This is a genomic window from Streptomyces sp. NBC_01476 (assembly GCF_036227265.1).
GTDB lineage: Bacteria > Actinomycetota > Actinomycetes > Streptomycetales > Streptomycetaceae > Actinacidiphila.
The window spans coordinates 249999-274808 of record NZ_CP109446.1 but is presented as its reverse complement, the minus strand read 5'-3'; the positions used below and the strand labels follow the sequence as shown (position 1 = coordinate 274808).

Below are 24810 nucleotides of genomic sequence, written 5' to 3'. Positions count from 1 at the left end.
TGGTGTCCGCGGTACAGGCAGTGAGAGGGATCGTACGATGACCGCCCCGGCCCTCCAGGTCAGGGCGGACATCCATGACGTCCGGGCGACGCTGGCCCTCGACGGAGAGCTCGACCTGGACGGGACGCAGGCGCTGCGCGCCGCGCTCGCCGAGTGTTTCGCCGCACACCCCCAACTGCTCGTCCTCGACCTGTGGGACCTGCGGTTCTGTGACTGCGCCGGCCTCAATGTCCTGCTGGAGGCCCGGATCACCGGCCGCGAACGCGGCGTTGACGTCCTGGTGGAAGGCGTACGCCCGCAAGTGGCACGGCTGTTCACGCTCGCCCGGGTCGACATGGAGTTCGCCGCCGACGCACGGCGCGTCCCGCCCAGGATCGTCTGATGCCCCCGTCCCCACCGGCCGCCACCCCCGGGGCGGCCATCAGGATCCTGCTGGTCGAGGACCACGACATGGTGGCCGAGGCGATCCGGATGGCACTGGACCGCGCTACCGACCTGGAGGTCGTCGGCCGCAGCGCCTCCATCGGGGCGGGGCTCGCGGACGCCGCCCGGCTGAGCCCCGATGTGGTGCTGCTCGACCGGCGGCTGCCCGACGGCGACGGCATCGGCGGCATCGCCGGTCTCAAGGCCGCCGCACCGCACTGCCGGGTGCTGGTCCTGGCCGGTGAGGCGACCGCCTCGGTGGCGACCCGGGTCGCCGAGGCCGGCGGCGCAGGACTGCTTCTGAAGACCGACAACCTGACCGAACTCCAGGACGCGGTACGGCGGGTGGCGGCCGGCGAGGTGGCCTTCAGCAAGGGCCTGCTCAGCGATGTACTGGACCGGCTGACCGGCCGCACTCCCGACCGCGGTGCCACCCTCACCCCCCGTGAGCGCGAGACGCTCGACCTGCTCGGCGAAGGACTCGGCAGCGCCGAGATCAGCCGGCGGCTCGGGGTGGCGGTCAACACCGCCCGCAACCACATCCAGCGGGTGCTGGAGAAACTGGGCGCCCGCACCCAGCTGGAGGCCGTCACCACCGCCCGCCGCGACGGGCTGCTGCGGTGACCGGCCGTCGCGGAAGCCTGCGATGACCGCCCGGCCACCGGACCCGGGACCGCGCCGGCCGGTCGCCCCGCAGTCCGAGACCGCGTTCGGCCTGCTGGTCCAGGGCGTCCTGGACTACGGCATCTTCATGCTCGACCCCGAGGGCCACGTCACCAGCTGGAACGCCGGCGCCGAACGCATCAAGGGCTACCGCGCCGACGAGATCACCGGCCGGCACTTCTCGGTCTTCTATCCGCCCGAGGAGATCGCGGCCGGCAAACCGCACCGGGAGCTGGAGATCGCGGTCGCCGAGGGCAGGCTTGAGGACGAGGGCTGGCGGATCCGCAAGGACGGCTCCCGGTTCTGGGCGAACGTGGTGATCACCGCCCTCTTCGACGAGACAGGGAAACTGCACGGCTTCGGCAAGGTCACCCGCGACATGACCGAACGCCGGGCCGCCGAGCAGGCGCTCAGCGAACGCCGCGGGCTCTTCGCCCACCTGGTACGGGCCCAGGAGGCCGAGCGGCAGCGCATCGCCTGGGACGTCCACGACGACTCCATCCAGGCCATGGTCGCCGTCGGCATGCGGCTGCAGCTCCTGTCCCGCCAGGTACCGGAACCCGTCGCGGCCGAACTCGCCGCGCTGGACACCGCCGTCCGCGAGGCCGTCGGACGGCTGCGCAATCTGAGCTTCCGGCTGCACCCTCCCGGCATCGACCGGCACGGCCTGGCCGAGTCGCTCACCCTGCACCTGGACGACGTGGTCCGCGGCTGGGGACTGGCCACCGAGTTCAGCCACGACCTGCGGCGCGAACCGGCGCCGGAGACCGCCATCACCATTTTCCGGATCGTCCAGGAGGCGCTGCTCAACGTCCACAAACACGCCAGGGCCAGGACCGTCCGGCTGGAGATCACCTCGGTGGACGGCGGACTGCTGACCCGGGTGACCGACGACGGCAGCGGCGACGCGCTGGCGTGGCCCGCGGTCCATCCGCACTTCGGGGTGATGGAGATGCGGGAGCGGGCCGAGACGGCCGGCGGCTGGTGGACCATGCACAGCGGGTCCGGCGCCGGAACCACCGTCGAGTTCTGGGTCCCGGACCTGCCCGCCGTGCCCACCGACCGGCTGCCGTACGCCGAGGAGACGTCGTGACGCGGCGGCACACCGGCCGCCCGGCTATTCGCCGTCCGGCCCTCCCGCCTCGTGCAGCGCGAACCACACCGTCTTGCCGGCCGGTTCCGGCCTGACGCCCCACTGGTCGGAGAGCAGGTCGAGCAGTACCAGACCCCGCCCGGACGAGGCGAGTTCCCCCGGTGCCCGCTGGTGCGGCAGTTCGTCGCCGGTGTCGGTGACCTCGACCCGCAGGGTGCGCCGGCCGGGGTTGCCGGTGACGATCGCGACCAGCGCCGCCGGCTGCTCGGTGTGCACCAGTACGTTGCCCAGCACCTCGGAGGCCAGCAGCACAGCGGTGTCCACCTGGTCCGGCCGCGCCCAGTCGTGCAGCAGCGCCCTCAGCTCGGTCCGCGCCTCGGCCAGGCCCTCCGCCTGGTCCTGCTCGATGGTCAGCACCAGCCGCCGCTCCGGCACGCCCGGCTGCGGCACCCCGCCGTCCCGGCGCAGCAGGAGCAGCGCGATGTCGTCCTCGTTCCGCGGTGACAGCCTGATGTCCTCGGCGTCCGGCTGCGGGGTGCCGACGGCCGCGATCAGCCGGTCCGCCATGCCCTCGATGTCGGTGGCGGGCCCGGGGGAGAGGGCGTCGCGCACCCGCACCCAGCCGGTGTACATATCGTGGCCACCGGTCTCGATCAGCCCGTCGGTGCACAGCAGCATCACCTCGTCGGGGCGCAGCTCCAGCACATTGACCGGATAGTCGTCCGAGTCCGGCATCAGTCCCAGCGGCAGCCCACCGCGGATGTGCTTGATCATGCAGGTGCCGTCCGGAATCCGCAGCACCGGGTGCGGATGGCCGGCCCGGGCGATCTGCAGCACCCCGGTCGCCGGATCGGCCTCGATGTAGATGCAGGTGGCGAAGCGGTCCTCGTCCAGGGCGGTCAGGAAGTGCGAGGCACGCGACATGACCGCGTCGGGACCGTGGCCCTCGGCGGCGTAGGCGTGGACCGCCGTACGCAACTGGGTCATCAGACCGGCCGCGTGCACATCGTGGCCCTGCACGTCGCCGATGACCAGCGCCACCCGGCCGGTCGGCAGGTTGATGATGTCGTACCAGTCGCCCCCCACCATCAGTCCGCCGCCGGTCGGAACGTAGCGGGTGGCCACACTGAGTCCCGGGTACGCCGGTTCCGCCGAGCCCATGCTGCGCCGCAGCCCGCGGGAGAGCGCGAGCTCCGCCTCGCCGGTCCTGGTGCGTTCCAGCGACTGCGCCACCAGCCGCGCGGCCGCCGTCAGCAGGCTCCGCTGCTCGGGGGTGAACGTGACCGGTTCCGCGAAGGCTGCCAGCCACACCGCGGTGATCCGCCCGGTGGCGACCAGGGGCATGAACGCCCACGACTTGCGGTCCTTGGACTCGGTCAGCGGCCACATCGTCGGATAACGGGCCCGGTACTCGTCGGGCGACGACAGGTACACCGGCCGTCCCGTCCTGAGCACGTCGACCGCCGGATAGTGGGTCGTCACCGGGATCCGGACGGTCCGCTCGGAGCCGAACGGCTGGAAACCGTACTGGCCGAGCCCGTTGAGGAACTTCTCGGTCACCCCGAAGACCACCATGCCGTCCAGCTCGAAGCCCGGAGCGCGCAGCCGCGACAGCACCCGGAGCACGTCGGCGAGCGAGTCCGCCTCGGCGACCTCGTGACCGGTGGTGAGCAGGACCGCGTCCCGCAGCCGGGCGTCGGCGTCCTGGCCCGGGGGCCTGTCGTCGCGTGGTGGCGGCCGGTCCGGGCGCAGGTGCGCAGTCGGCAGCGGATCCAGCCGGTTGAGCTCGTCGATCTGGCGCAGTTCGACGGATTCCTGATCGGAGCGATCGGAGCGGTCCTGGCCCGGGTCACGGCCGTCCCGGTCGGGGCCGTCCGGGGTGTCCGGGGTGTCCGTGCCCGCGGCATCCGCGGCGTCCTCGTCGGTTCCGGACGGGCCCTGCCGGGAGGTGTCACCGGCGGCATCCCGGTCCGGCAGGTCCCGGTCCGGCGTGGGCTCGTCCCGTCCACCGCCCATCCGACGCCCTTTCGTCCGGTTCGCGTGCCGTCATCCCCATGCTCCGTCCGCGCCGCGTTCCGCGCAGTCCGGGACGCGCGAACGCCGTAGCCCGCCGGTGGCGTGGGACCGGTCAGGGGCGGTGTACCGGCGGCCCCCGGCGAGCTGGCATGATCGGGGGGTGGTCGAGCGCATCATCGCCGCGTGTGACGGGGCATCGAAGAGCAATCCGGGACCGGCCGGCTGGGCATGGGTCATCGCCGACGAGGCGGGCGAACCGGTCCGCTGGGAGGCGGGGCCGCTGGGCACCGCCACCAACAATGTGGCCGAGCTGACCGCGCTGCAGCGGCTGCTCGCCGCCACGGACCCGCGGACGCCACTGGAGGTCCGGATGGACTCCCAGTACGCCATGAAGGCGGTCACCACCTGGCTGCCCGGCTGGAAGCGCAAGGGCTGGAAGACCTCGGCCGGCAAGCCGGTGGCCAACCAGGACCTCGTGGTCGGCATCGACGAACTGCTCACCGGCCGCCCGGTCGAATTCCGCTATGTGCCCGCGCACCAGGTGGGCGGCGACAAGCTGAACGACTTCGCCGACCGCGCCGCCAGCCAGGCCGCCGTCACCCAGGAGCCGGCCGGCAGCGACCTCGGCTCACCGGCCCCGCCGCGGTCGCCCACCAGCGCTGCCTCCCCGGCGCGGAAGACCGCCGCCGGGAAGACCGCGGCGAAGAGGACCGCCACCGGGTCCGGACAGTCCGCCCGCACCCTCAAGGCCAAGTACCCGGGCACGTGCCGCTGCGGCCGCGCCTACGCCGCGGGCGAGGAGATCACCCGCAACGACGACGGCTGGGGCCACCCCGGCTGCTGAACCCCGGGCCCCGCGTGACCCGGAGGCGAGGCCGTTCCCCGCGGCGAGCGGCCCTGTGGTCACCGCCGTGGCCGTGCGCCGCCCGATGAGGTGCACCATGCGGATCCCGGCGCGCTTCACGCGGGCCCCGCGTCACCCCGTTGCCGGGGGAAGGCCGCGGCTTGTCGAGCCGGTGGCCCCGGGCTCGCCTCAGGGGGTGGTTTGGCGCGGGCCGTCGTCCCGCGGGTCTTCGGCGGCGGCGGGGCCGGAGGCGTCGGGGGCGTCGGAGGTGATGTCGGTGTCGTCCGCGTCCGCGCGGTGTGCGCCGCCTTCGGCGGGCTCCGCCGGCTCGCGGTAGCGCAGCAGCAGCATCGCCGCGTCGTCGTGCAGCGGGCCGCGGGTGTGCAGGATCAGGTCCGCGCGCAGCGCCTCCAGCGCGCTCTGCGGATCCGCCTCGGAGAGCAGCCAGGCCCGCTGTCCCAGCGGATAGAACGTCCCGGCCGGGTCCCTGGCCTCGGTCACGCCGTCGGTGTAGAGCAGCAACTGGTCACCCGGCTGGAACGACACCTCGAACGGCACCGGGGGTTCGCTGCGCGGGATGCCAAGCCCCAGCGGCAGCGCGTACGCCGGCGGCTCCGGGAAGACCACGCTCCCGTCGGGGGAGACCACCATCGGCGGCGGATGCCCGAAGTTCAGCAGCGTCGTCCCGTTCTCCGGGCTGATCTCGGCCATCAGCGCGGTCACGAACTTCTCCCCGCTGACGGTACGGTCCGCGGCCCGCTGCACCCGCTCGCCGACGCCCTCCAGCGTCTTCTCGTCGTACGCGGCTTCCCGGAAGGCGCCCAGCACCACCGCGGCCGTCTCGACCGCCTCCAGGCCCTTCCCCTGCACATCGCCGATGATCACCCGGACCCCGGCGGGCGAGGCCACCACCTCGTAGAGGTCACCGCCGATCCTGGCCTCCGCGACCGCCGAGGTGTACGACACGGCCGCCCGCAGATGCCCGGCGCTGCGCGGTACCGGCCGCAGCAGCACCCGCTGGGCCACCTCGGCGATCGACCGTACGTTCGCCAGCTCCGCCTCACGCCGCTGCCGGGTGACCGCGGCGATCACCCCGGCCACCGTCACACCGACCACGGCGCCGATCGCGGCGAAACCGCGCCGTTCGGAGAAGAGCCCGTCCACCACACCGAGCGCGCACACCACCGCGACCGCCAGGGCCCCGATGACCGCGGTACGTACCCAGGTCCCGACCAGACCGGCGAAGGCCGGGCCCAGCGACACCAGCGGCAGCAGGCCGACGCTCGCCCCCACCACCCCGTCGACCACCGCGACCAGTGCCATCACCGCGTACGGCAGCACGGTCAGCGGCAGCGGTATCGGCTGCCGGCCGTCCGGCCCGGGTGCCCCGGGCGTGGTGAAGAGCGCCTTCACCCGGCTCGGGGGGCGCGGGCCGTCCGGGACTCGTCTCAGCACGGTGACCTCTCCTTCCCCCGTTCCTTCCAGGCTAGGGCTGTCGCCGTAACGCGCCTGTTCGGACTTGACCTTCCGTTACCTCTTTGAGGCCCTCAGCGACCGAACCGGCCGAGCGCGGCCACTGCCAGCGCTTCGACCCCGGTGGTGATGGTGGGCTCGGCGACCGGCGCGAATCGCGCGGAATGGTTCGAGGGAAGTTCGTCGAACCGGCCTTCCAGGAAGGCGGTGACCACCGTCTCGGCGTCGGGCCCGCCCCAGAACCAGAACACGGTGGGCACCCCCGCCGCCTCGCCCAGGTGGCCGACGTCCTCGCTGGCGGCGATCTGCGGCAGCGGGAGCATCTTGTCCTGCCCGAAGTGCGCGGCCAGGTCGGCGACCACCGCCCGGGTCTGCTCCGGGTCACTGACCAGTACCGGAGCCGCCGGCAGCCAGTCGATCACCGGCGGTTTGGGCGACCCGCTCGCGGTGGCCTCCGCGGTCACTATCCGTTCCACCGCGGTCCGCAGCAGTTGACGGACCTCGGGGGTGTAGGAGCGCAGGCTTATGCCCAGCTGGGCGGTCTCCGGGATGACATTGCTGACGGTGCCGGCCTGGAGGCGGCCCACGGTGAGCACGGCGGTCTCCTGCGGCGGCACCTCACGGGCGACCACACCCTGGAGCCGCACCACGACCGAGGCGGCCATCAGCACCGGGTCGACCGTCGCCTCGGGCCGTGAACCGTGGCCCCCGCGGCCGTACAGCTCCACCGAGGCGGCGTCGGCGCCCGCCATCACCGCGCCCTCGCGGTGCCCGATCATTCCGGCCGGCAGCGGCCCGACATGCTGGCCGAGGACGATGTCCGGGCGCGGGAAACGTTCGAAGAGCCCGTCGTCGATCATCGCCCTGGCACCCGTCGCCAGCTCCTCGGCCGGCTGGAAGACCACCAGCAGCGTGCCCGACCAGCTCGCGCGGACCGCGGCGAGCAGCGTCGCTGCCCCGGCCAGGCAGGTGACGTGCATGTCATGGCCGCAGGCGTGCGCCACCGGTACCGGCCCCCCGTCCGGCCCGTCGGCGTACACCTGCGAGGCGTACGGCAGACCGGTCTCCTCCGCTACGGGCAGCGCGTCCATGTCGGCGCGCAGCATCACGACAGGACCGGCGCCGTTGGCCAGTACGCCCACCACGCCGGTGCCGCCGACGCCCTCGGTGACCTCGTACCCCGCGTCGGCCAGTGCCCGCGCGGCCTTTCCCGCGGTGCGGTGCTCGTGGCCGGAGAGTTCGGGATGCCGGTGCAGGTCCTCGTACAGCGCGTGCAGGCGGTCGAGGAGGCCGGGGGGCCACGCGTCGGGGGGCAGCGACATCGGTGCCTTCTTTCATCTGCTCTGGCGTGCCGCCCATTCGATCACGCCCGGCTGTGCGCCATACGGGTCTCGGCGGAACCCGCGGCGGACGCGGCATGGAGCGGCCGGCCCCCCGTTTCGGGGGCCGGCCGCTCCATGCCGCGTCCGGAGGCGGCGGTGTCCGGTCAGTGCTTGCCGATCACCGCGAACATCAGCCACAGGTAGAAGGCCATGAGGTGGGCGACGGCGACGTAGACGAGTACCCGGATGACGACGCCGCGCTCCTTGCGGCGCTCGGTGCCGTTGGTGGTGCGGGCGACCACCGGCTCGACGGCCTCTGTGGCATCGACGGTGGGTTCGGTCTCGCTCATGGTCATCGCCGTTCTCCTCGGTGGTCGGTGGCGTCCTGCGGTCCGATGCACAGAGCCGAGGTCTCGCTCTGCATCAGGGTGTGGACGAAAAGCAGGTCGACCCCGCCGGAGCCGGCCGCGGCCAGCCGGTGCGGCACCAGTGAGTCGAAGTGGGCCGCGTCCCCGACGTGCAGCCGGTGGGTGCGCTCCCCGAGGGTCAGTTGCAGTTCGCCCGCGGTGACATAGAGCCACTCCTCGCCGGGGTGCACCCGCACGAGTTCCTGCTGGGCCCGCGCCGGCACGTGCACCCGCAGCGCCTGCATGGCCCGGCCGGTGCCGCCGGCCCGCCAGTACGTCCAGCCGCCGGCCGGTACCGGTGCCATCCGGTCGCCGCGTACGATGGGGTCGGGTTCGGCGGACGTCTCCCCGAGCAGGTCGGAGACGGTGGTTCCGTACAACCGGGCGAGCCCCAGGAGCACCGGCAGCGACGGCTGCCGCAGTCCCGATTCCAGCCGGGACAGATGCGCCGCCGACAGTTCGAGCCGGTGGGCCGCGGCCTCCAGGGTCAGTCCGCTGGCGCGCCGCCGCTCACGCAGGCGGGGGGCCAGGACGAGTTCCTCGTCGGGGGCCTGAGCCGCGGTTCGGATCGCTTCCATGAGTCCATGGAACACCGTTTGTGCCTCTGAGGCAAAAGGCTTGCCCCAGAGGCAAAGAACCCGGGAAATCCCCTGATCAGGGGTGGCCGGTCACCCGCGCGCACCGTCCGCGCCGGCCCGGCTGTCCACCGCGGCCTCCACCGCCGGCCGCGGAGCGGCCGGGGGCGGGTCGTCCACCGCCTTCAGGCCGCCGTCCAGCCGGTCCCACAGGGCCAGCAGCGGGGTGGCCATCATCGTGGTGACCAGCGCGACCAGCACCAGCACGGTGAACATCGAGCGCGTCACGATTCCCTCCGCCAGCCCCACATTGATCGCGATCAGCTGCATCAGCCCGCGGGCGTTCATCAGGGTGCCGATCCGCAGGGCCACCGGACCGCTCTGCCCCACTGCCCGGGCGGCCAGCCAGCACGCCGCGAACTTGCCGGCGATCGCGCACAGGATGCAGCCCGCGGCGAAGGCCAGCAGGGCGGGATCACCCAGCAGCCCGGTGTCGGTGTTGAGACCGGAGTAGGTGAAGAAGAGCGGCACCAGCAGGGCGTTGCTCAGCGGGGCCGTCGCCTGCACCGCCCGCTCGATGGCGGGGGAGCGCGGGAAGGCGACCCCGAGGCTGAAGGCGCCGAAGACCGCGTAGAGGCCGATCCGGTCGGTGTACCAGGCGGCCAGGCAGAGCAGCAGCACGACACCGAGCACCAGTTGCTGCGGCGGCAGCCCGCTCACCGCCCGCGCCACCCGGTCCCGCACCCGCAGAAGCACCGCGAGCACCACCACCAGGCCGAGCCCCCCGATGACCGCCAGCAGCACCGGGCCGGAACTGCCCCGCGACAAACTGAGCACACCGGCCAGCAGCACCCACGCCACCACGTCGTCCAGCGCGCCCGCGGCCAGCGAGACGGTACCGAACACCGTGCCGGTCAGGCCGCGTTCGGTGATGATCCGGGCCAGCATGGGAAACGCGGTGATGGACAGGGTGACGCCCACGAAGATCGCCGTGATGTGCACCGGGACACCCGGCGGTGAGGTGTGCACCGAGCTGTGGACGGCCCAGGTGAGCCCGCTGCCCAGCGCCAGCGGCACCGCGATGCCGGCCAGTGAGATGGCCCCCGCCTGCCGGGCCACCGGCCGGATCCGGTCGACGCGGAACTCGTACCCCGCATGGAACATGAACAGGGCAAGACCCAGCTGACCTGCCACATACAGCACCGGTCGCAGCTCGGCCGGGAAGAGCGAGTGCTCCACGCCGGGGGCGATCAGCCCGAGGACGGACGGTCCGAGCAGCACACCGGCCACCATCTCCGCGACCACCGGGGGCTGCAGCAGCGGCCGCAGCGCCCAGGTGACGATCCGGCAGACGACCAGGATCACGACGGCGGCGAGCAGGAAGGCGGTACCGAGCGAAGTCGCGGACATGACGGGATGGCCCTTCGGCGGTGGGCGTGCGGGGGGAGAGAGAAGCGGGGGACGCGGGGACCCGGAGGTGCTGTCAGGGGTGGTACGGGCAGCCCGGTGGCGTGGCGGGGGTGCTCTCCAGCGGCCGGCCCTGGGTGTCGTGCCGTGCGAAGTACCGCTCGGCCGGCCGGGACCGGCGCGCGTCGAGCACCATCGCGCCGCCGAGCCCGAACTGCAGCAGGCTGCGGCCGACGTCCTCCCAGCGGTCGCGCAGCCGCAGGAAGGCCAGCGTCGCCGCGATCCGGTGGCGCGGCAGCGGATGGTCGCTGGCCACCAGCAGACAGGGCGCGCGGTGCGGGATGGACCGGGTGTGGGACACCGTGGAGTGCAGGGTGAAGCGGCGCAGCACCTCACGGGTGACCGCCCGCATCACCAGCGGGGCCAGCCGCCACGCCGGGCACGGCCGGTTCGTGGCGACGCCGAAGGGGATGTGGTGGGCCTCCTTGACCGACAGGCGGTCCCACCGCCCGGGGTCGAACCGCTCCGGGTCGGTGTAGCCGGTCGCGTGGTAGGCGGGGTAGTCGAAGCAGAGGACGGTGCCCGCCGGGTAACTGATGCCCTCGCCCAGATCGATGTCCGCGGTGGTGATGCGGTGCGCGATGCCGAAGAGCGGATACATCCGCAGCGTCTCGTTCATCACATTGCCCAACTCGTGGTCGTCGTCAGGGTGTTCGGCCAGCCGCTGCTGGATGCCGGGCCGGGCGGCCAGTACCAGCAGCAGATGGGCCATCGCCTCCGACATCTGCACCACGGCGGTGTTGAAGAAGGCGCCCTGGAGGTAGTGGGCCCGGTCGCGCAAGGTGGCCAGTTCGGCGGGGAGTTCGTGCGGCACCTCGCCTGCGGCCAGCCGGCGCACCAGGTAGCGGGTGAGCTTCGCCCGCCGGTCCATGTGCCGCAGCCTGGTGTTCTTCAGGGAGTTGATGACGTCCTCGGCGTTGTCCACGATGAGCCGGCGGGCCTGCGGCGGACACGGCTCGCGGAACACCAGCTCGTAGAAGAACTCCGCCCAGACGGGCATCATCAGGTCGCGCAGCCGGACCAGGGCGACCTCCCCGGGCACGAGTTCGTCCAGGACGGCGGCGGCGCAGCGGGTGGCGGCAGCGGACAGTTCGGCGCTGCCGCCGGCCAGGATCGCGCTGGTGGTGCGGGCCACCGCGTCGTAGCGCGGGCCGGGTTCCAGATGCTCCTGGTGGACCTCGGGGCCGGGGGCCAGCCAGTACCAGAAGAGGTCGGACAGGCCCGCCCCGCGGCTGCGGCCGTTCGCCGCCGGGTGCCCGTACAGCTCGGCGAACCGCTCAGGGGACACCTGCTCGTTGGGCACCACGACGCCTTCGGGTCCGTTCACCTTGGCGAAGACCTTGACCCGCAGCCCGACGACGGCCTTCGGCAGCCAGTAGGGGGTGGACAGCGCCACCGCGGTGACGGCGAGTCGCTTCAGCATCCGGTCACCTTTCACAGTCGGCATACGGTCCTGCCGGTTTCCCTCGTGGCGGCGGGTCTCAGCACGGCGCTGTCCCCTGCCCGCGCACGACCACCTGGCCGCGGCTCAGGTCACCGCGGTCGCGGGCGCCGCACAGGGTCATCACCTGCGCCACGTCGGCCCGCAACTCCGCGAGCACCTGGGCCACCCCGTCCTCGCCCTCGGCGGCCAGGCCCCACAGCGCCGGACGGCCGATGCCCACCGCGGCGGCGCCCAGGGCCAGCGCGATCACCACGTCGGAGCCGGTCCGTACCCCGCCGTCGAGCAGGACCGGCAGCCGGTCGCCGACCGCCGCGACGACCGCCGGCAGCGCGTCGACCGTCGCCGGGGCCGCGTCGAGCTGGCGGCCTCCGTGGTTGGAGACGAGCAGCGCGGCCACGCCCTCGTCGGCGGCCCGCCGGGCGTCGTCCGGGTGGAGCACGCCCTTGAGCACGATCGGCAGCCGGGTGCCCGCCCGCAGGCGGCGCAGGTCGTCCCAGGAGAGCGCCGGGGACATCGCGATGTCCCGGGTTCCGCCCGGCGGCGCACCGGGCAGATCGCGCATGTTCGCGGCGGTGAGGCCGGCGGGCAGGTCGTGGAAGCCGTTGTGGTCGTCCCGGGCCCTGCGGCCGAAGACCGGCGAGTCGGCCGTCACCACCAGCGCGCCGCAGCCCGCCTGTTCTGCCCGCCGGACCAGTTCCTCGGTCACTCCCGGTGCCGGCTGGAGGTAGAGCTGGAACCAGACCGCCGCGTCGGCCCGTACCGACCGGGCCGCGGCGGTCACCTCGGCCACCGCCGTGGTGGCCGCCATCGAGGTGATCAGTACGGTGCCGGCCGCGGCGGTGGCGCGGGCGGTGGCCAGTTCGCCGTCGGGGTGGGCCAGCCGGTGGAAGGCGGTGGGGGAGACCACGACCGGCAGCTCGGCCCGGTCGCCGAGCAGCGTGACGGCGGTGTCGGCCGGGCCCGCGCCGCGCAGCACCCGGGGGAGCAGGGCGAGCCGGCGGAACGCCCGTTCGTTCTCCGCCAGGGCGGTCTCGGTGCCCGCGCCGCCCTCGAAGAAGTCCCAGTGCACCGGGTCGAGCCGGGTGCGTGCCTTCTCGCGCAGCTCAGAAAGGACGGTGGGCGGGCGGTCGCGGCCGGGGGTCACGACGGGCTCGAAGCTGCGGTTTCCGGCTGGAGGTGCTCGGTCAGAAAGCGCACCAGTGGTACACGGTGGACTTCTTCACGGTCCCATTCGTTCTCCAGGTTCTCCGTGAGGTGGTGTTCGGCGAGGAGTTCCCCGGCCCGGAAGAGCCGGACCACCGGATGGAGATAGCGGCCGTCGAGGCCGCCGGTGTCGGCCTGCGCCACCCGGCCCACCGAGATGTCGAAGGGATTCACCTTGTCGTGGTCGGCGCCGTATTCCAGCGTGATCGCGCAGTAGCGGTCGACAGGGCCGAAATCGCCCTCGGCGACGGCCTGGTGGAGATGGGCGAGCGGCACTTCCTCGTGGTAGGCCGCTGCTCCGCCGGGGGCGACGGTCACGGTGTCGGCGAGGAAGCCGAAGAGCTGCCACAGCGCCGAGGTGCGGTTGATCCGGGTGATGATCGCGTCGGCGACCGCCTCCGGGCCGGCGGCCAGCTCACGCCGGGGCCAGGGCTCGTCGTGGTAACGCTGCTCCAGAATGCGGTGGAGCGCCCGTACCCCGTACCGGAAACCGTGGATGAATCCGCTGGTGGACTTCTTGAAGTCACGTACCTGGGTGATGGTCCCGGCGAAATACAGATCGGGCACGTTGGGGGATTCCCAGGCCGCGGTCTGGGCCGGAAAGCGGTCCTTTATGGTGAGTTCCGGCCGGCATTCCGGGCCGAAAAGGGAGGCGTCGAAACGGAAGCCGGTGGCCAGGATCACCCGGTCGTACGGTATCTCCTTGATGATTTCTTCCACCCGTACGAACTTCACCGCGACCCGGTAAGGACCGTTTTCCCCGTCCCGCTTGATGCTCATGATCTCGCCGTCGAGGAGCGCGTTCTGCGATTTGAGCTGATAGGTGTCAAGGAAGTTGTTGTTCACCGCCCGCAGATGTCCTACGAAGTGGGTCTGCCAGGCCAGCCGCAGCGCGCCAGGTCCCGCCACATGAATCACCGCGGCGGTCTCCACGAGATTGTCCGCGGTCTCGAAGGCGGAATTCCCGCGGCCGATGATCAGCACCCGCTGGTCGGTGAAGTCGGCCGGGTCGACGGACACGTCGTGGTAGCTGTCGGCCAGTTCGGCGCCCTCGATGGGCGGGATGTACGGCCGGGTCAGGCCGGTGGCCACGATCAGCCGCCGGGCCCGGAAGACCGTGCCGTCCTCGGCGGCGGCCCGGAAGTCACCGCGGGCGCCGCCGTCTTCGGCGGGCGGCCGGGTGATGGCGGTGATGCGCGTGTTGTGCCGGATGTTCAGCTTGTGGGTCTCGGCGAAGTCCGCGAGGTAGCCGACGAGGTCGTCGGCAGCGGGGAAGTACCGGGGGGTGACCGCGGTGAACAGTGGGGCGTTGCCGGCCGAGAGCAGTGAGTTCCAGTCGGTGCGGAGATTGAGCTCCGGGTCGTCCCAGCCGGTGTGCACCTTGTTGATGGATATCAGTGTCCGGTGCCGGGGGAATCTGGTGAAAAAGGTGCCGGGGGCCTCGCCCGCCTCCACCACCAGATAGTCGCGTCCGGCCTGCTCCAGGAAATATGCCGCCTGGATTCCGGCCGGTCCCGCGCCCACGACGAGATAATCGAACCGCTCTTCTCCGGACATGTGCCCTCCCGGTTCCGAAGGTAGTGCGCCCACCGTAGTTGAGAGTTAAAGGAGGTATCCAGACCTCGCAATGTGATCCATATCACACCGGATCGAGAGGTCATGATTCACTACGGGCGGATAGCTTCGGCGTCGGTAGGCCGCACCTGCGGGCACCCGCCGCCGGGGCGGCGCGCGGGCGTTTCCCAAGAGTTTTCTGTGTGGCCGAAATCGACCCCGTGATCATCCGTCCCGGATCGGAGGAAGCCATGAGCAATCCGGCCGAATCGGTATTTCCGCAGGCGCTGGTGGACGCGTTCCGCCACCGGCCGGACCTCCCGGCCTTCGAATTCCGGACCCGCCCGGTGACCCGCGGCGAGGTCCTCGACCTGGTACGGCACAGCGTCGCCGGCCTGCGGGCGGCCGGCCTCGGCCGGGGCACCGGAGTCGCCGTCACCACCGCCGTCACCCCGGCCGGCTTCGCCGCCCAGATCGCCGCCCACCTGCTCGGCTGCCGGGTCACCGGCCTGCGCCCGGGACTCACCCCGCCGCAACTCGCCGCCGTACTGGCCGAGGACATCGAGGTGGTGATCGCCGACGAGTCGACCCTGACACCGGAGCTGGCCGGGGCCGCCGCGGGTCTGCGGGTCCTCACCACCGAACGGGACCTTGAGGCCGCCGCCCCCCTCGCCGGGGACGAACTCGTCCCCCGCGGCCGGCCCGACGACCTCGCCCTGATCACGCTCACCAGCGGCAGCACCGGCCGCCCCAAGGGCGCCGCCCAGACCTACCGCTCACTGACCGAGGCCTGGAGCTGGCAGCCCGCCCGCCGCAACCCTGTCATCGATCAACTGGCGTCCGGCTACGGCCGGTTCCTGGTCTTCGGGACCCTCACCAGCGCGGTGATGCTGGAACACCTCGCCCTCTGCCTGCTCAACGGCGGCACCGCGGTCATCCCGGAAGAGCCGCTGGAGTTCCCGCGGGTCTGGGAACGCCACGCCATCACCGCCTGCCTGTGCACTGTCCCCCGCCTCTACCAGGTGCTGGACACCCTGCGCGGCGAGCAGGGGACCCCGACGGACCTGAGCAGCCTGCGGGTACTGCTCGTGGCCGGCTCACCCCTGCCCCCGCACCGGCTCGCGGAGGCCGCGGACCGGCTCGGGCACGCCCTGCACCAGGGCTACGGCCTCACCGAGACCGGCATGCTCGCGCTGCTCACCCCGGCGGACCTCGCTGAACACCGGGACCGCGTACGGGACTCGGTGGGCCGGCCGATGCCGGGCATCGCGCTGGAGATCCGCGACCCGCAGGGGCAGCCCGTACCGGCCGGCACCGCGGGCGAGATCTGGGTCAGGACCGGCGGTCAGGCGACCGGCTACTGGTACGACGACGAGCAGACCCGCGAGGTGGTGCGCGACGGCTGGTTCCGGACCCGGGACCTCGGCGCCCTCGGCACCGACGGCTTCCTCCGGCTCGTGGGCCGGGCCAGGGACGTCGTCTTCGTCAACGCCATCCTCTACTACGCCGGGGCGATCGAGACGGCACTGGCCGCCCACCCCGATGTGGACCAGGCCTATGTGATCAGCGCACCCGACGACCGGACCGGCGAGGCCGCGCACGCCTTCGTCGTCCCGGCCGACGGCCGCAAGCCCGACGAGGACGCCCTGCGTACCGCCGTCCGCACCGCGCTCGGCGAGCCGGCCGTCCCCGCCACCATCACGGTCCTCGACGCCGTACCGGTGGCGCCCGGCGGCAAGCCCGACAAGAAGGCGCTGGCCGCGCTGCTCCCGGGCGCGTCCCCGGCCTGACGGCACGACAGCCCGACGGCACGACCCGTGACGGCACGACCGGGGACGGGCCCGGCCGTCACCGCCCACGAACGGCCTGCGAACCGCTCACGAAGGCGGGTTGCCCGTCCGGCCGGCGGTCAGCGGGGTGATCGCGAGCAGGTTGTCGCAGTTGGTGAGCTGCCCGGGGAAGACCAGTGACGCCCTGCTGCCCGGCGGATAGACCCGTACCTGGGCAGAGGTCGGCAGGCAGGTGCCCTGGTGATTGATGGTGTGCACCGTGTCGCTTGCGTTCCCGCCGGGCTTCAGCACCACCACGCTGTAATCGACGGGCTCGCGGGTCGCGGGATCGCCGATCTGCTTGCCGTCGGCGTCCAGCAGCGACAGTCCGGGGAAACCGGCCAGGTGGCAGGCGGTCTTACTGGTGTTGGTGAAGACCAGATAGGAGTAGAGGTTCCCGGCTCCCGCGTCGCCGCCGCTGAGCTCCGCGCTGAGCTGGCCGGCCGTGCACATCGGGGTGCCGGCCGGCGGGGCGGTGGCGCCGGCGGAGGGTGTGGATCCGGTGCTGGTCGGGCCGGCGGTGGTGGTCGGTGCGGGGGCGAGCGGAGTGGGCCGGGTCTGCGGTGAACCGGTGGTACCGGACTCGGGGGCCTGCGGCGCGGTCGTGGTGCGGGTGGGCGCGGGCGCGGACGTGCTCCGCAGGCTGCTCGCGGGCGGCCCCACCACCTCGTCGCCGCCCCCGGTGTGCAAGGACCCGGCCAGGTAGAACGCGCCGGCGATCACCGCCACGGCGGCGGACCCGCCCACCGCGGCCCTGGCCCGGCGGCGGCGTGCGGCCTTGCGCCGGATCCGCTCGAAGGAGCCGGGCGGCGCGGGCAGGAAGGGCGCCGGGTGGCGCAGCAGCGGCTCCAGCGGGTCGGGGGAGCCGGCGCCGTCCAGGGAACCCGGCACTTCGGGGCTGCCGGCCGCGCCGGGACCGCCGGGACCGCCGGGGCTGCCGGTGCCGTCCGGAACACGAGGGGCGCCGGGACCATCGGGGACGCCGCCGGGGCGGTCGTCAGGAAATCCGGTCATGGTGTCCCCTGAGTTGGGCGCGCAGCAGTTCGCGGGCGGCGTGCAGATCGGCTTTGACGGTTCCCTCGTTACGGCCCAGCAGTGAGGCGACCTCACGGACCGGCAGATCGGCGTAGTAGTAGAGCAGCGCGGGGTCGCGCAGCCGTTCGGGCAGCGACTGGACAAGCATCCGTACCGACGGGTCGGCCGACTCCGGCTGCTGCTTCACCGCTTCCTCCGTCTTGACCCGGCGCAGGGCACGCCGCTCGCGCTCCATCTTGCGCCAGTGGTCGCGCACCAGGTTGGCCGCGGTCACGAAGAGGAAGCCGGTGGGTTCCTCGACCTTCGTCCAGCGGGCCCACAGCCGGGTGAAGGACTCGGAGGCGATCTCGTGCGCGGTCCCGTCGTCGTCCACCAGCCGGCGGCACCAGCCGGCCAGCCGCGGGTAGACCGCCTGGAAGAGTTCGGAAGCCGCGCGCTCCTGGGACCGGTTGACCGCCGTCTCCTCACTTCTCGCCCTGCCGGCGCTTCCCGCCGCGCCCCTGCCGCCGGCCGGCCGCGCCGTACCGGTGCCACCGACCGTACCGGCCACCGCCGGACCGATCCGCCGGACGGTCGCCTGTTCCCGGGTCACGAACCGGTGGCCAGCGAGGCGTAGACGATCACATTGTCGGTGTAGCCGCCGCCTCCGGTCACCCGGGTACCGCCGCAGGTGATGAGACGCAGCGCCGGGTGGTCGACGTTCCCGTACACCGCCGACGTGGGGAAGTGGGATTTCGCCACGGTCTGCACCGAGTCCACCGTGAAGGTCGCCACCGTGCCGTCCTTCCGGGCGACCATCACCGTGTCACCCTTGTGCATCCGGTCGAGGTGCAGGAACACCCCGTCGCCGTACTTCCCGACCGTCACATGGCCGAGGATCACCGAAGGACCGGTCTGTCCGGGCGTGGGGGAGCCGTCGTACCAGCCGGCCGGTGCGTGCGCGGCGATCGGCGGCACCCGCACCGTGCCGTCGGCGGCGAGCCCCAGCGACATCACGGCGGTGTCCACTCCGATGGCCGGAATACGCAGCCGGGCCGGCTCCGAGCGGGCCAGCGGACGCACCGCCGCGGTCCCCGGCGGCTCGCCGGTCGCCGGCGCGCCGCCCGGCCGTACGGTCCCGGTGGCGGTCGGCACCGCCCCGCCGTCGGTGGGGACCTGGGCGGGCGAGGACGACGCGCAGCCGCAGAGCAGCGCGAGGCCGGCCGCGGCCAGGGCGAGGCAGGTGAGGGGACGGCGGTGCGGGCGGACCGTGGCCCGCCCGCCCGCGGCTGTCCTGAACAGGCGGCTCAACACTCAGCCCCGGACCTGGGACCTGCGGCGCCGCGCCGCCAGCACACCGAGCCCGCCGACGACCAGCACACCGGCCGCCGTACCGGCCGCCACCGTGGCGCCGTCACCGCCGCCGGACGCCGAGGCGGCGAGGCCGGTGTCGGGTGCGCCGCTGGGCACGGTGCTCACCTGGGGGCCGCCCCCGGCCGGAGCGCCGCTGGGCGCGGACGTGGGGGCCGACGTCGGCCCGCTGCCGGTCGGGCTGCTGCCGCCGGCGCCGGCGGCGAGCGGGGTGACCGAGAAGGTGTTGTAGCACTCGGTGATCTTGGCCGGGACGTTCACCGACGCGGTGTTCCCCGGCGGGTAGACGTGGAGCTGGGCCGAAGTGGGCAGGCAGGTGCCCTGGTGGTTGACGGTGTGGATGGTGTCGCTCGCCGAAGCACCGGGCTTGAGGACGACCGCGCCGTAGGTGGACCGCTCGCGCGTCGCGGGCTGCCCTATCTGCTTGCCGCCGCTGTCCAGCATGGACACACCCGGGTATCCGGTCAGATGGCAGGCGGCCTTACCGGTGTTGGTGAAGACCAGGTAGTAGTACAGGTTGCCGGCCCCCGCGTCGCCGCCCCGCTGGGCGACGGACAACTGTGAGGTCGCGCACATCGGGGTGCCCGACGCGTCGCGGACCGGTGTCGAGGCCGCCGCGGGGACGGCGGTGCACACGGCGGCGGCAACGGCCGCCGCCGCCACGGCTACTGAACGCTTGCGCATGTCCTGTTCCCTCGTCTCTCCCGCGGCCGCCGGACTCGCAGCGAGCTCCGGCGGGCCGGACCGGGAATCGCGAACAGAGACGACGTGGCGCCGGGCCGGGTTGTAAAGAGATGTCAAAGTTCTCCGCGCCGCCGCGGGCCGTCCGCTCCCCGGCCGGTCCGGCCGCGGCCGGCCCGCGCACCCCCGCCGGCGGCCGTTCACTGTCGGCGGCCATGTGTTTCCCGCCGGAACGGATTGGACGTATGGGATCACAGCGCGTCAACTCGCCCTGCGTACCCCGCCATTGCCCGCCGGAACTGCTCGCCGGATTACCTGCCGCACGGCGAACGGAATGGTGTAGCGTCTCCCGCCAAAGGAGCGTCTCCTGTGGGGTGGGACCTTATAAGGACAGGTTGACTCCGGACAGATTCATGCCAGTCATTCACGGTGAACGTGAATGCACCAGCAAGGAGTCCAGGCCATGGCAAAAACCGTGCTGTCGGGCTTTTCCGGACGACGTCCGCTGCTCTTGGCGGGCGTTCTCACCCTGCTTCTCTTCCTGCTCGCCCTGCTGATCGTCGCGGCCCCGGCCGCGCACCCCGCCGCGGCGTCCCCGATCCCCGGGTCGCCGCTCGACGCGTACGACAAGCAAGTCCCCTACGACATGGGCGTGCACAAGCTCGCCCGGGTGGCGGCCATCATCGCCTACGTCCTGATGGTCGCCACCGTGGGCCTGGGAGTGGTGCTGCGGCTGCGGTTCATGCAGCAGGCGGTCAACCGGGCCACTTTCTACGGCGCCCACATGACCCTGGCGCTGTCCGCGATGATCTTCGGCGGTATTCATGGCCTGACATTTCTCTACCAGCCGGTCTGGAAGATCGATACGGCACGCCTCATCGTGCCGTTCAGCGGCGGACTGCAGCGTATTCCGGTGGGATTCGGAATTCTGGGGACGGAGCTCGCCATCGCTGTCGCCTGCGCCGTGTGGCTTCAGCGACGACTCGGTTACCGCCGGTGGCTGAGAGTGCATCAATTCGCCTATGCCGCATTCGGGCTGATCTGGCTGCACGTGTTCCTGGTCCACCCGGAACCGCGCCATGTGAACCTCGTCTCGGTCGGCATCGGGGCCGGCGCGGTGACCGTCCTGCTGGCGTTCCTGGTACGGCTGCTCCCGTCGCGTTCCAGGCTGAGACAGCGGGCCTTTCCCGGCCGGACGGAGGCCGCCGAGTGACGACCTCCCGCCCGCTGCCGGCGCCGCTGCCCCGTACCTCCCCAGGACGCCAGACCCCCGCTGTACCCGGCGCGGTCAGCGCCGGCTCCTTCGACCCGGCCCGGCCGGTCCTGGTGCCCGAGGCCGAACCGGTCAGGATCAGCGTCGACAACAACCGCTGCCACATCTACGGCATCTGCCAGCAGGAGGCCCCCGAGGTCTTCCGGATCTCCGAAGGCGGCTCACTGCACTACACGCCCGGCGTGCCCGCCGCGTACGCCGCCAAGACCCGGCAGGCGGCCCGCTGCTGCCCCATGCAGGCCATCGCGGTCAGCGGCGGACAGGCACCCGGCGGCGCGCCCTCCGGCCAGTACACCGGGCGGCCCCTGCGCAGCGGCTCCGGGGCACGCGCGGGACGCCGCCGTATCGTCGTGGCCGGCGCGGGCCTTGCCGGGCTCAGCGCGGCGACCCGGCTCAGGGAACGCGGCTTCGAGGGCGAACTGGTGCTGGTCGGCGACGAGCCGCACCGCCCCTACAGCCGCCCGCCGCTGTCCAAACAGTTCCTGACCGGCGCGCTCGGCGCCGCCGACCTCGCCTTCCGCGCCGACGACACCCTCGACGCCCACTGGCTGCTCGACGCCCCGGTCACCGGCCTCGACCCGCGCGAACGCACCCTCGAACTGCGCGGCGGCGAGAAGCTGCCCTTCGACGGCCTGGTCATCGCCACCGGAGTCGACGCCAAACGCCTGCCCGAGGCCCCGCTGTTCACCGACCGGATCCGTACCGTCCGCACGCTCGCCGACGCGGTCGCCGTCCGGCAGGCCATGGCGGCCGCCAAGGCGCACCACGTGGTGATCCTCGGCGGCGGCTTCGTCGGCTGCGAACTGGCCTGCACCGCCCGCGAGCACGGCATGGACGTCACCGTGGTGGCCCGTCAGGCGCCGCTGCTGGGACGGGTGCTGGGCGCCCGCGTCGGCGAGGTGGTGGGAAGGATCCAGCACCGGGCAGGGGTCGACCTGCGGCTGGGCCGGAACATCACCGACTGGCAGGACCACGGCGACATCCTGCGCCTGGTCCTGGACGACGGATCGGTGCTCACCTGCGACTTCGTCGTACTCGGTCTGGGTGGCACCCCGCGCACCGAGTGGCTGCGCGGCAGCGGTCTCGACATCTCCGACGGCGTCCAGTGCGGCCCCACCTGCCACGCCCGCGATCTGTGGGGACACACCGCGCCGCACATCGTCGCCGCCGGGGACGTGGCCTGCTGGCCCAACCCGCGCTTCGACGACCGGCCGCGGCGCGTGGAACACCTCATCCACGCCGTCGAGATGGGACAGCACGCCGCCGACGCCCTGCTGCGCGGACCGGACCGCGCCAGGCGCTTCACACCCGTCCCGCGCTTCTGGTCGGAGCAGCACGGCACCCGCATCCAGGCGGCGGGACTGCCCGCCCTCGGCACCGAGGTGGAGATCGTCGAGGGCTCGCTGCGGACCGAGCGGTTCATCGCCCGCTACACCAGGCCCACCCCTTACGGCTCCCAGGTGGTCGCGGCGGTCGCCTTCGACATGCCGCTGCGGCTGCTGGAGTACCGGGACCAGATCGGCCGGGCCAGGCCGCAGTCCCGCATCGCCGGGCGCACCGAACTGACCGGCGCCGCCGGCAGTGCCGGAACCGGCGGCCGAAGGAGGCGCCGGTGAGCCGCCGTGGCCGTCCGCAGGCCGGAAGTCCGCTGCACCGGCTGCTGAGCCTGCCGGCCCGGCTGCACCTGCGCTGGCTGGTGATCGCGGTCCTGATGGTGGCGGCCGTCACCCTCTACGGCCGCGTGCTGGTCACCTCCCCGCCGATGCCGCCCAGCCGCGCGCCGCAGACCGGCAACCCCACCTGGTCGCCGTCACCGAGCCCCGGCCACACCTGACCATGTGGGGCATGTCGCCTACGTCCCGGACCGTGCCCGGGCCAACGCACCGTGCTGACCAGCCGACTTCGGGATTCGCCAAGCCTTCAATACGATCCTGCGATGATCACCAGAAAGGTACTGACCGCCGGACTGGTCTGCGGCCTCTTCGCCGCGCTGTCCGTCGGTCTGCTGCCCACGAGCGCGTCCGCCGACGCCGACCAACCCTCCCCGGCACCGCCCCCCAAGGTCGAGCTGGTGCTCGACGTCAGCGGCTCGATGCGGGCCCGCGACATCGACGGCGAGTCGCGGATGTCGGCCGCCAAGCAGGCGTTCGACGACGTCCTGGACTCGGTGCCGGACGGTGTCCAGCTCGGTATCCGCACCCTCGGGGCCACCTACCCGGGCAACAACGTGGCGACCGGCTGCAAGGACACCAAGCAGCTCTACCCGGTCGGCCCGCTGGACCGGACCGAGGCCAAGGCCGCGGTGGCCACCCTGCAGCCCACCGGCTGGACCCCGATCGGCCCGGCGCTGACCGCCGCCGCCAACGACATCAAAGGCGGCGACGGCAGCCGCCGGCTCGTTCTGATCACCGACGGAGAGGACACCTGCAAGATCAACCCCTGCGATGTCGCCCGTGACATCGCCGCCCAGGGCATCCACCTGGTCATCGACACCCTCGGCCTGATACCGGACTCCAAGACCCGCACCCAGCTCAGCTGCATAGCCGAGGCCACCGGTGGCACGTACACCACCGTGCAGCACCGCGACCAGCTCACCACCAAGGTGCGGCAACTGGTCGACCGCAGCGACGACACGGCGGTCGTCCCGGTCGCCACCCAGGGCGGCGCCACCTGTACGGACGCTCCGCTGCTGAAGGAGGGCCTGTACACCGACCGGGAGACCTTCTCGCAGAACCGCTGGTACCGGGTGGTGGTCAAGCCGGGGCAGGAACTGCGGGCGGCGGTCAGTGTGTTCGACGACCGGACCGTCAACGCCGACTACGGCGTGCTGCTGCGCGGCGTCACCCAGCACGGACGGGAGATCGTCCGCGACGACGAGGGCGGCACCGGACGCACCGACGCGGTGTCGGCCGGTATCCGCTACCCGAAGCCGAAGGGGGACGACGACACCCCGCCGGAGACCGTCTGCCTGCAGGTGGGCAACTCCTTCTCGGCCCCGGCCGGTGTCAAGACCACCCCCGGGCTGCCCGTCGAGCTCTCCATCGACTTCACCCACGGCCCGGACAACGCCGACGACGTGGCGTTCTACGGCCTCGGCAGCGGATGGTGGCTGCTCGGCCTGCTCGCGGTCGTCGGCGCGGTCGGCGGTCTGCTGACCGGCTGGATCTCCCGCTGGCGCCTCAACACCGGGAGGACCGACTGATGCGTGCCGCCAAACTGCTCGGCTGCGCCGCACTGCTCGCCGGTACGGCCCTCGCCGTACTGACCGGGCCCGCGGTGGCCGACACCCCGTCACCCGGCGACTCCGCGTCGCCCAGCGGCACCGCCACCCCGAGTGACGCGCCGCCCACCGTCGCGGGTACCAACTTCCGTACCGCCACCGTCATCCAGCAGGGCGTTCAGGCCACCGCCGACGCGTCCACCGGCGACTACCTGTACTGGGTGTTCCCGGCCGACTCCGGGCAGCACGTCAAGGTGACCGCCACAGTCACCTTCCCGGAATCCACCGCCCGGCACGGCGCCTCCACCTGGCAGCTCGACGTCTACGACGGGCTGCGCCGCCACCAGTCCTGCCGTTACGGCACGACGACCGAGACCGCCGCGGCCGACGCCACGACGGTCCAACTGGCCTGCAACCTGCGGACCGTGCGGTCCTGGGCTGAGCCCTGGTCCAACGACCCGCTGCGCGGTGCGTACTACCTGCGGCTCACCGTGCTCGACCTGCCGCAGACCGACCTGGGCCTGCCGGTCAAGGCGGCCGTGAAGGCCACCTCCACCGGTACGGCGGGGGAGCAGGCGGTGGACGGCTCGGTGGCGCCCGTGGTGTCCGAGAACGCGCCCGACGTCCGGCCGGCCGACGGCTGGGCCGGCACCTGGTGGTCGCCGCGCTGGCTGTGGACCGGTGGGGGCGGGCTGCTCGCCGTCCTGATCGCCGTCGGGGCGCACCGGCTGGCCCGCGGCCCGGTCCGGCTCAGTTCCGCCTACCGGCGGCCGGAGCGGGTGGAACACCCGCGGGATCCGGGGCAGGGGTACTACTCCGGCTGAGCGACCGGGACGCCGGCTCCCTGCTCGTTCCACCGGCTCATCCATCGCGAAGGGCCCGTCCGACGACACGTCGGGCGGGCCCTTCGGTATGTCCGGGGAGAGCCCGGGGAGCAC

At 72.7% G+C, this 24810-nt stretch carries 22 protein-coding genes and 1 pseudogene; 10 read left to right on the top strand and 13 right to left on the bottom strand.

Annotated features, from left to right (window positions below; genetic code table 11):
• Nucleotides 1-37: 37 nt before the first annotated feature.
• Genes OG552_RS01085 through OG552_RS01075 form a run of 3 tightly spaced genes read left to right on the top strand, consistent with a single transcriptional unit; the run spans nt 38 to nt 2179 of the window.
• A complete protein-coding gene (locus OG552_RS01085) occupies nt 38-382 on the top strand; it encodes an STAS domain-containing protein (RefSeq protein WP_329128753.1) in 345 nt (114 codons plus the stop codon).
• A complete protein-coding gene (locus tag OG552_RS01080) occupies nt 382-1047 on the top strand; it encodes a response regulator transcription factor (RefSeq protein ID WP_329128752.1) in 666 nt (221 codons plus the stop codon). The genes OG552_RS01085 and OG552_RS01080 overlap by 1 nt, the downstream gene beginning before the upstream one ends.
• Before the next feature lie 22 nt (nt 1048-1069).
• Nucleotides 1070-2179, top strand: a complete 1110-nt coding sequence (locus OG552_RS01075) for a PAS domain-containing sensor histidine kinase (protein WP_329128751.1) — start codon at nt 1070-1072, stop codon at nt 2177-2179.
• Nucleotides 2180-2203: 24 nt separating this feature from the next.
• Here OG552_RS01075 and OG552_RS01070 read toward each other — a convergent pair whose 3' ends face one another.
• The gene (locus tag OG552_RS01070; RefSeq protein ID WP_329128750.1) at nt 2204-4195 is read right to left on the bottom strand and encodes an ATP-binding SpoIIE family protein phosphatase; all 1992 of its coding nucleotides are present in this window, start codon (nt 4193-4195) and stop codon (nt 2204-2206) included.
• 160 nt (nt 4196-4355) lie between these two features.
• On the opposite strand from OG552_RS01070, the gene OG552_RS01065 reads away from it, so the two are divergent.
• Nucleotides 4356-5039: a ribonuclease H family protein gene (locus tag OG552_RS01065; RefSeq protein ID WP_329128747.1), complete on the top strand. Its 684-nt coding sequence runs from the start codon at nt 4356-4358 to the stop codon at nt 5037-5039.
• Between the two features lie 189 nt (nt 5040-5228).
• Here OG552_RS01065 and OG552_RS01060 read toward each other — a convergent pair whose 3' ends face one another.
• The 8 genes from OG552_RS01060 to OG552_RS01025 form a co-directional block, all read right to left on the bottom strand.
• Nucleotides 5229-6362 (bottom strand): PP2C family protein-serine/threonine phosphatase, encoded by a 1134-nt coding sequence (locus OG552_RS01060; RefSeq protein WP_329140489.1) that lies wholly within the window; start codon nt 6360-6362, stop codon nt 5229-5231.
• 224 nt (nt 6363-6586) lie between these two features.
• The gene (locus tag OG552_RS01055; RefSeq protein WP_329128746.1) at nt 6587-7834 is read right to left on the bottom strand and encodes an amidohydrolase; all 1248 of its coding nucleotides are present in this window, start codon (nt 7832-7834) and stop codon (nt 6587-6589) included.
• Between the two features lie 164 nt (nt 7835-7998).
• Nucleotides 7999-8190: a DUF6126 family protein gene (locus tag OG552_RS01050; protein ID WP_329128744.1), complete on the bottom strand. Its 192-nt coding sequence runs from the start codon at nt 8188-8190 to the stop codon at nt 7999-8001.
• A complete protein-coding gene (locus tag OG552_RS01045; RefSeq protein WP_329128743.1) occupies nt 8187-8819 on the bottom strand; it encodes a helix-turn-helix domain-containing protein in 633 nt (210 codons plus the stop codon). Before OG552_RS01045 ends, OG552_RS01050 begins: the two co-directional genes overlap by 4 nt.
• Before the next feature lie 90 nt (nt 8820-8909).
• Complete coding sequence (locus OG552_RS01040; protein WP_329128741.1) at nt 8910-10226, bottom strand: cation:proton antiporter; 1317 nt, start codon at nt 10224-10226, stop codon at nt 8910-8912.
• A gap of 73 nt (nt 10227-10299) precedes the next feature.
• Nucleotides 10300-11706 (bottom strand): cytochrome P450, encoded by a 1407-nt coding sequence (locus OG552_RS01035; protein ID WP_329128739.1) that lies wholly within the window; start codon nt 11704-11706, stop codon nt 10300-10302.
• 58 nt (nt 11707-11764) lie between these two features.
• Nucleotides 11765-12871 (bottom strand): alpha-hydroxy acid oxidase, encoded by a 1107-nt coding sequence (locus OG552_RS01030; protein WP_329128737.1) that lies wholly within the window; start codon nt 12869-12871, stop codon nt 11765-11767.
• Nucleotides 12868-14487: an NAD(P)-binding domain-containing protein gene (locus tag OG552_RS01025; RefSeq protein ID WP_329128735.1), complete on the bottom strand. Its 1620-nt coding sequence runs from the start codon at nt 14485-14487 to the stop codon at nt 12868-12870. Before OG552_RS01025 ends, OG552_RS01030 begins: the two co-directional genes overlap by 4 nt.
• A 248-nt stretch (nt 14488-14735) precedes the next feature.
• On the opposite strand from OG552_RS01025, the gene OG552_RS01020 reads away from it, so the two are divergent.
• Nucleotides 14736-16274, top strand: a complete 1539-nt coding sequence (locus OG552_RS01020) for a class I adenylate-forming enzyme family protein (protein ID WP_329128734.1) — start codon at nt 14736-14738, stop codon at nt 16272-16274.
• An 87-nt stretch (nt 16275-16361) separates the two neighbouring features.
• Here OG552_RS01020 and OG552_RS01015 read toward each other — a convergent pair whose 3' ends face one another.
• The 4 genes and pseudogenes from OG552_RS01015 to OG552_RS01000 all read right to left on the bottom strand — a co-directional run bounded on the left by OG552_RS01015 (nt 16362) and on the right by OG552_RS01000 (nt 19382).
• Nucleotides 16362-17327 (bottom strand): DUF4232 domain-containing protein, encoded by a 966-nt coding sequence (locus tag OG552_RS01015; protein ID WP_329128733.1) that lies wholly within the window; start codon nt 17325-17327, stop codon nt 16362-16364.
• Nucleotides 17311-17802: pseudogene (locus tag OG552_RS01010) on the bottom strand (RNA polymerase sigma factor); the annotation flags it as partial. The gene OG552_RS01015 and the pseudogene OG552_RS01010, both read right to left, overlap by 17 nt.
• Before the next feature lie 134 nt (nt 17803-17936).
• Nucleotides 17937-18638: a class F sortase gene (locus OG552_RS01005; RefSeq protein ID WP_329128732.1), complete on the bottom strand. Its 702-nt coding sequence runs from the start codon at nt 18636-18638 to the stop codon at nt 17937-17939.
• 3 nt (nt 18639-18641) lie between these two features.
• Nucleotides 18642-19382 carry a DUF4232 domain-containing protein gene (locus tag OG552_RS01000; protein ID WP_329128730.1) on the bottom strand — a complete coding sequence of 247 codons (741 nt, stop codon included), beginning with the start codon at nt 19380-19382 and terminating at the stop codon, nt 18642-18644.
• A gap of 460 nt (nt 19383-19842) precedes the next feature.
• Here OG552_RS01000 and OG552_RS00995 point away from each other — a divergent pair, with 460 nt between their 5' ends.
• The 5 genes from OG552_RS00995 (at nt 19843) to OG552_RS00975 (ending at nt 24696) form a co-directional block, all read left to right on the top strand.
• Complete coding sequence (locus OG552_RS00995) at nt 19843-20592, top strand: ferric reductase-like transmembrane domain-containing protein (protein ID WP_329128728.1); 750 nt, start codon at nt 19843-19845, stop codon at nt 20590-20592.
• Nucleotides 20589-22268, top strand: coding sequence for an FAD-dependent oxidoreductase (locus OG552_RS00990; protein WP_329128727.1), 1680 nt, complete (start codon nt 20589-20591; stop codon nt 22266-22268). Before OG552_RS00995 ends, OG552_RS00990 begins: the two co-directional genes overlap by 4 nt.
• Nucleotides 22265-22486 (top strand): hypothetical protein, encoded by a 222-nt coding sequence (locus tag OG552_RS00985; RefSeq protein ID WP_329128725.1) that lies wholly within the window; start codon nt 22265-22267, stop codon nt 22484-22486. Before OG552_RS00990 ends, OG552_RS00985 begins: the two co-directional genes overlap by 4 nt.
• A 102-nt stretch (nt 22487-22588) precedes the next feature.
• A complete protein-coding gene (locus OG552_RS00980) occupies nt 22589-23854 on the top strand; it encodes a VWA domain-containing protein (RefSeq protein ID WP_329128724.1) in 1266 nt (421 codons plus the stop codon).
• Nucleotides 23854-24696 (top strand): hypothetical protein, encoded by an 843-nt coding sequence (locus OG552_RS00975; protein ID WP_329128722.1) that lies wholly within the window; start codon nt 23854-23856, stop codon nt 24694-24696. Before OG552_RS00980 ends, OG552_RS00975 begins: the two co-directional genes overlap by 1 nt.
• Nucleotides 24697-24810 lie beyond the last annotated feature (114 nt).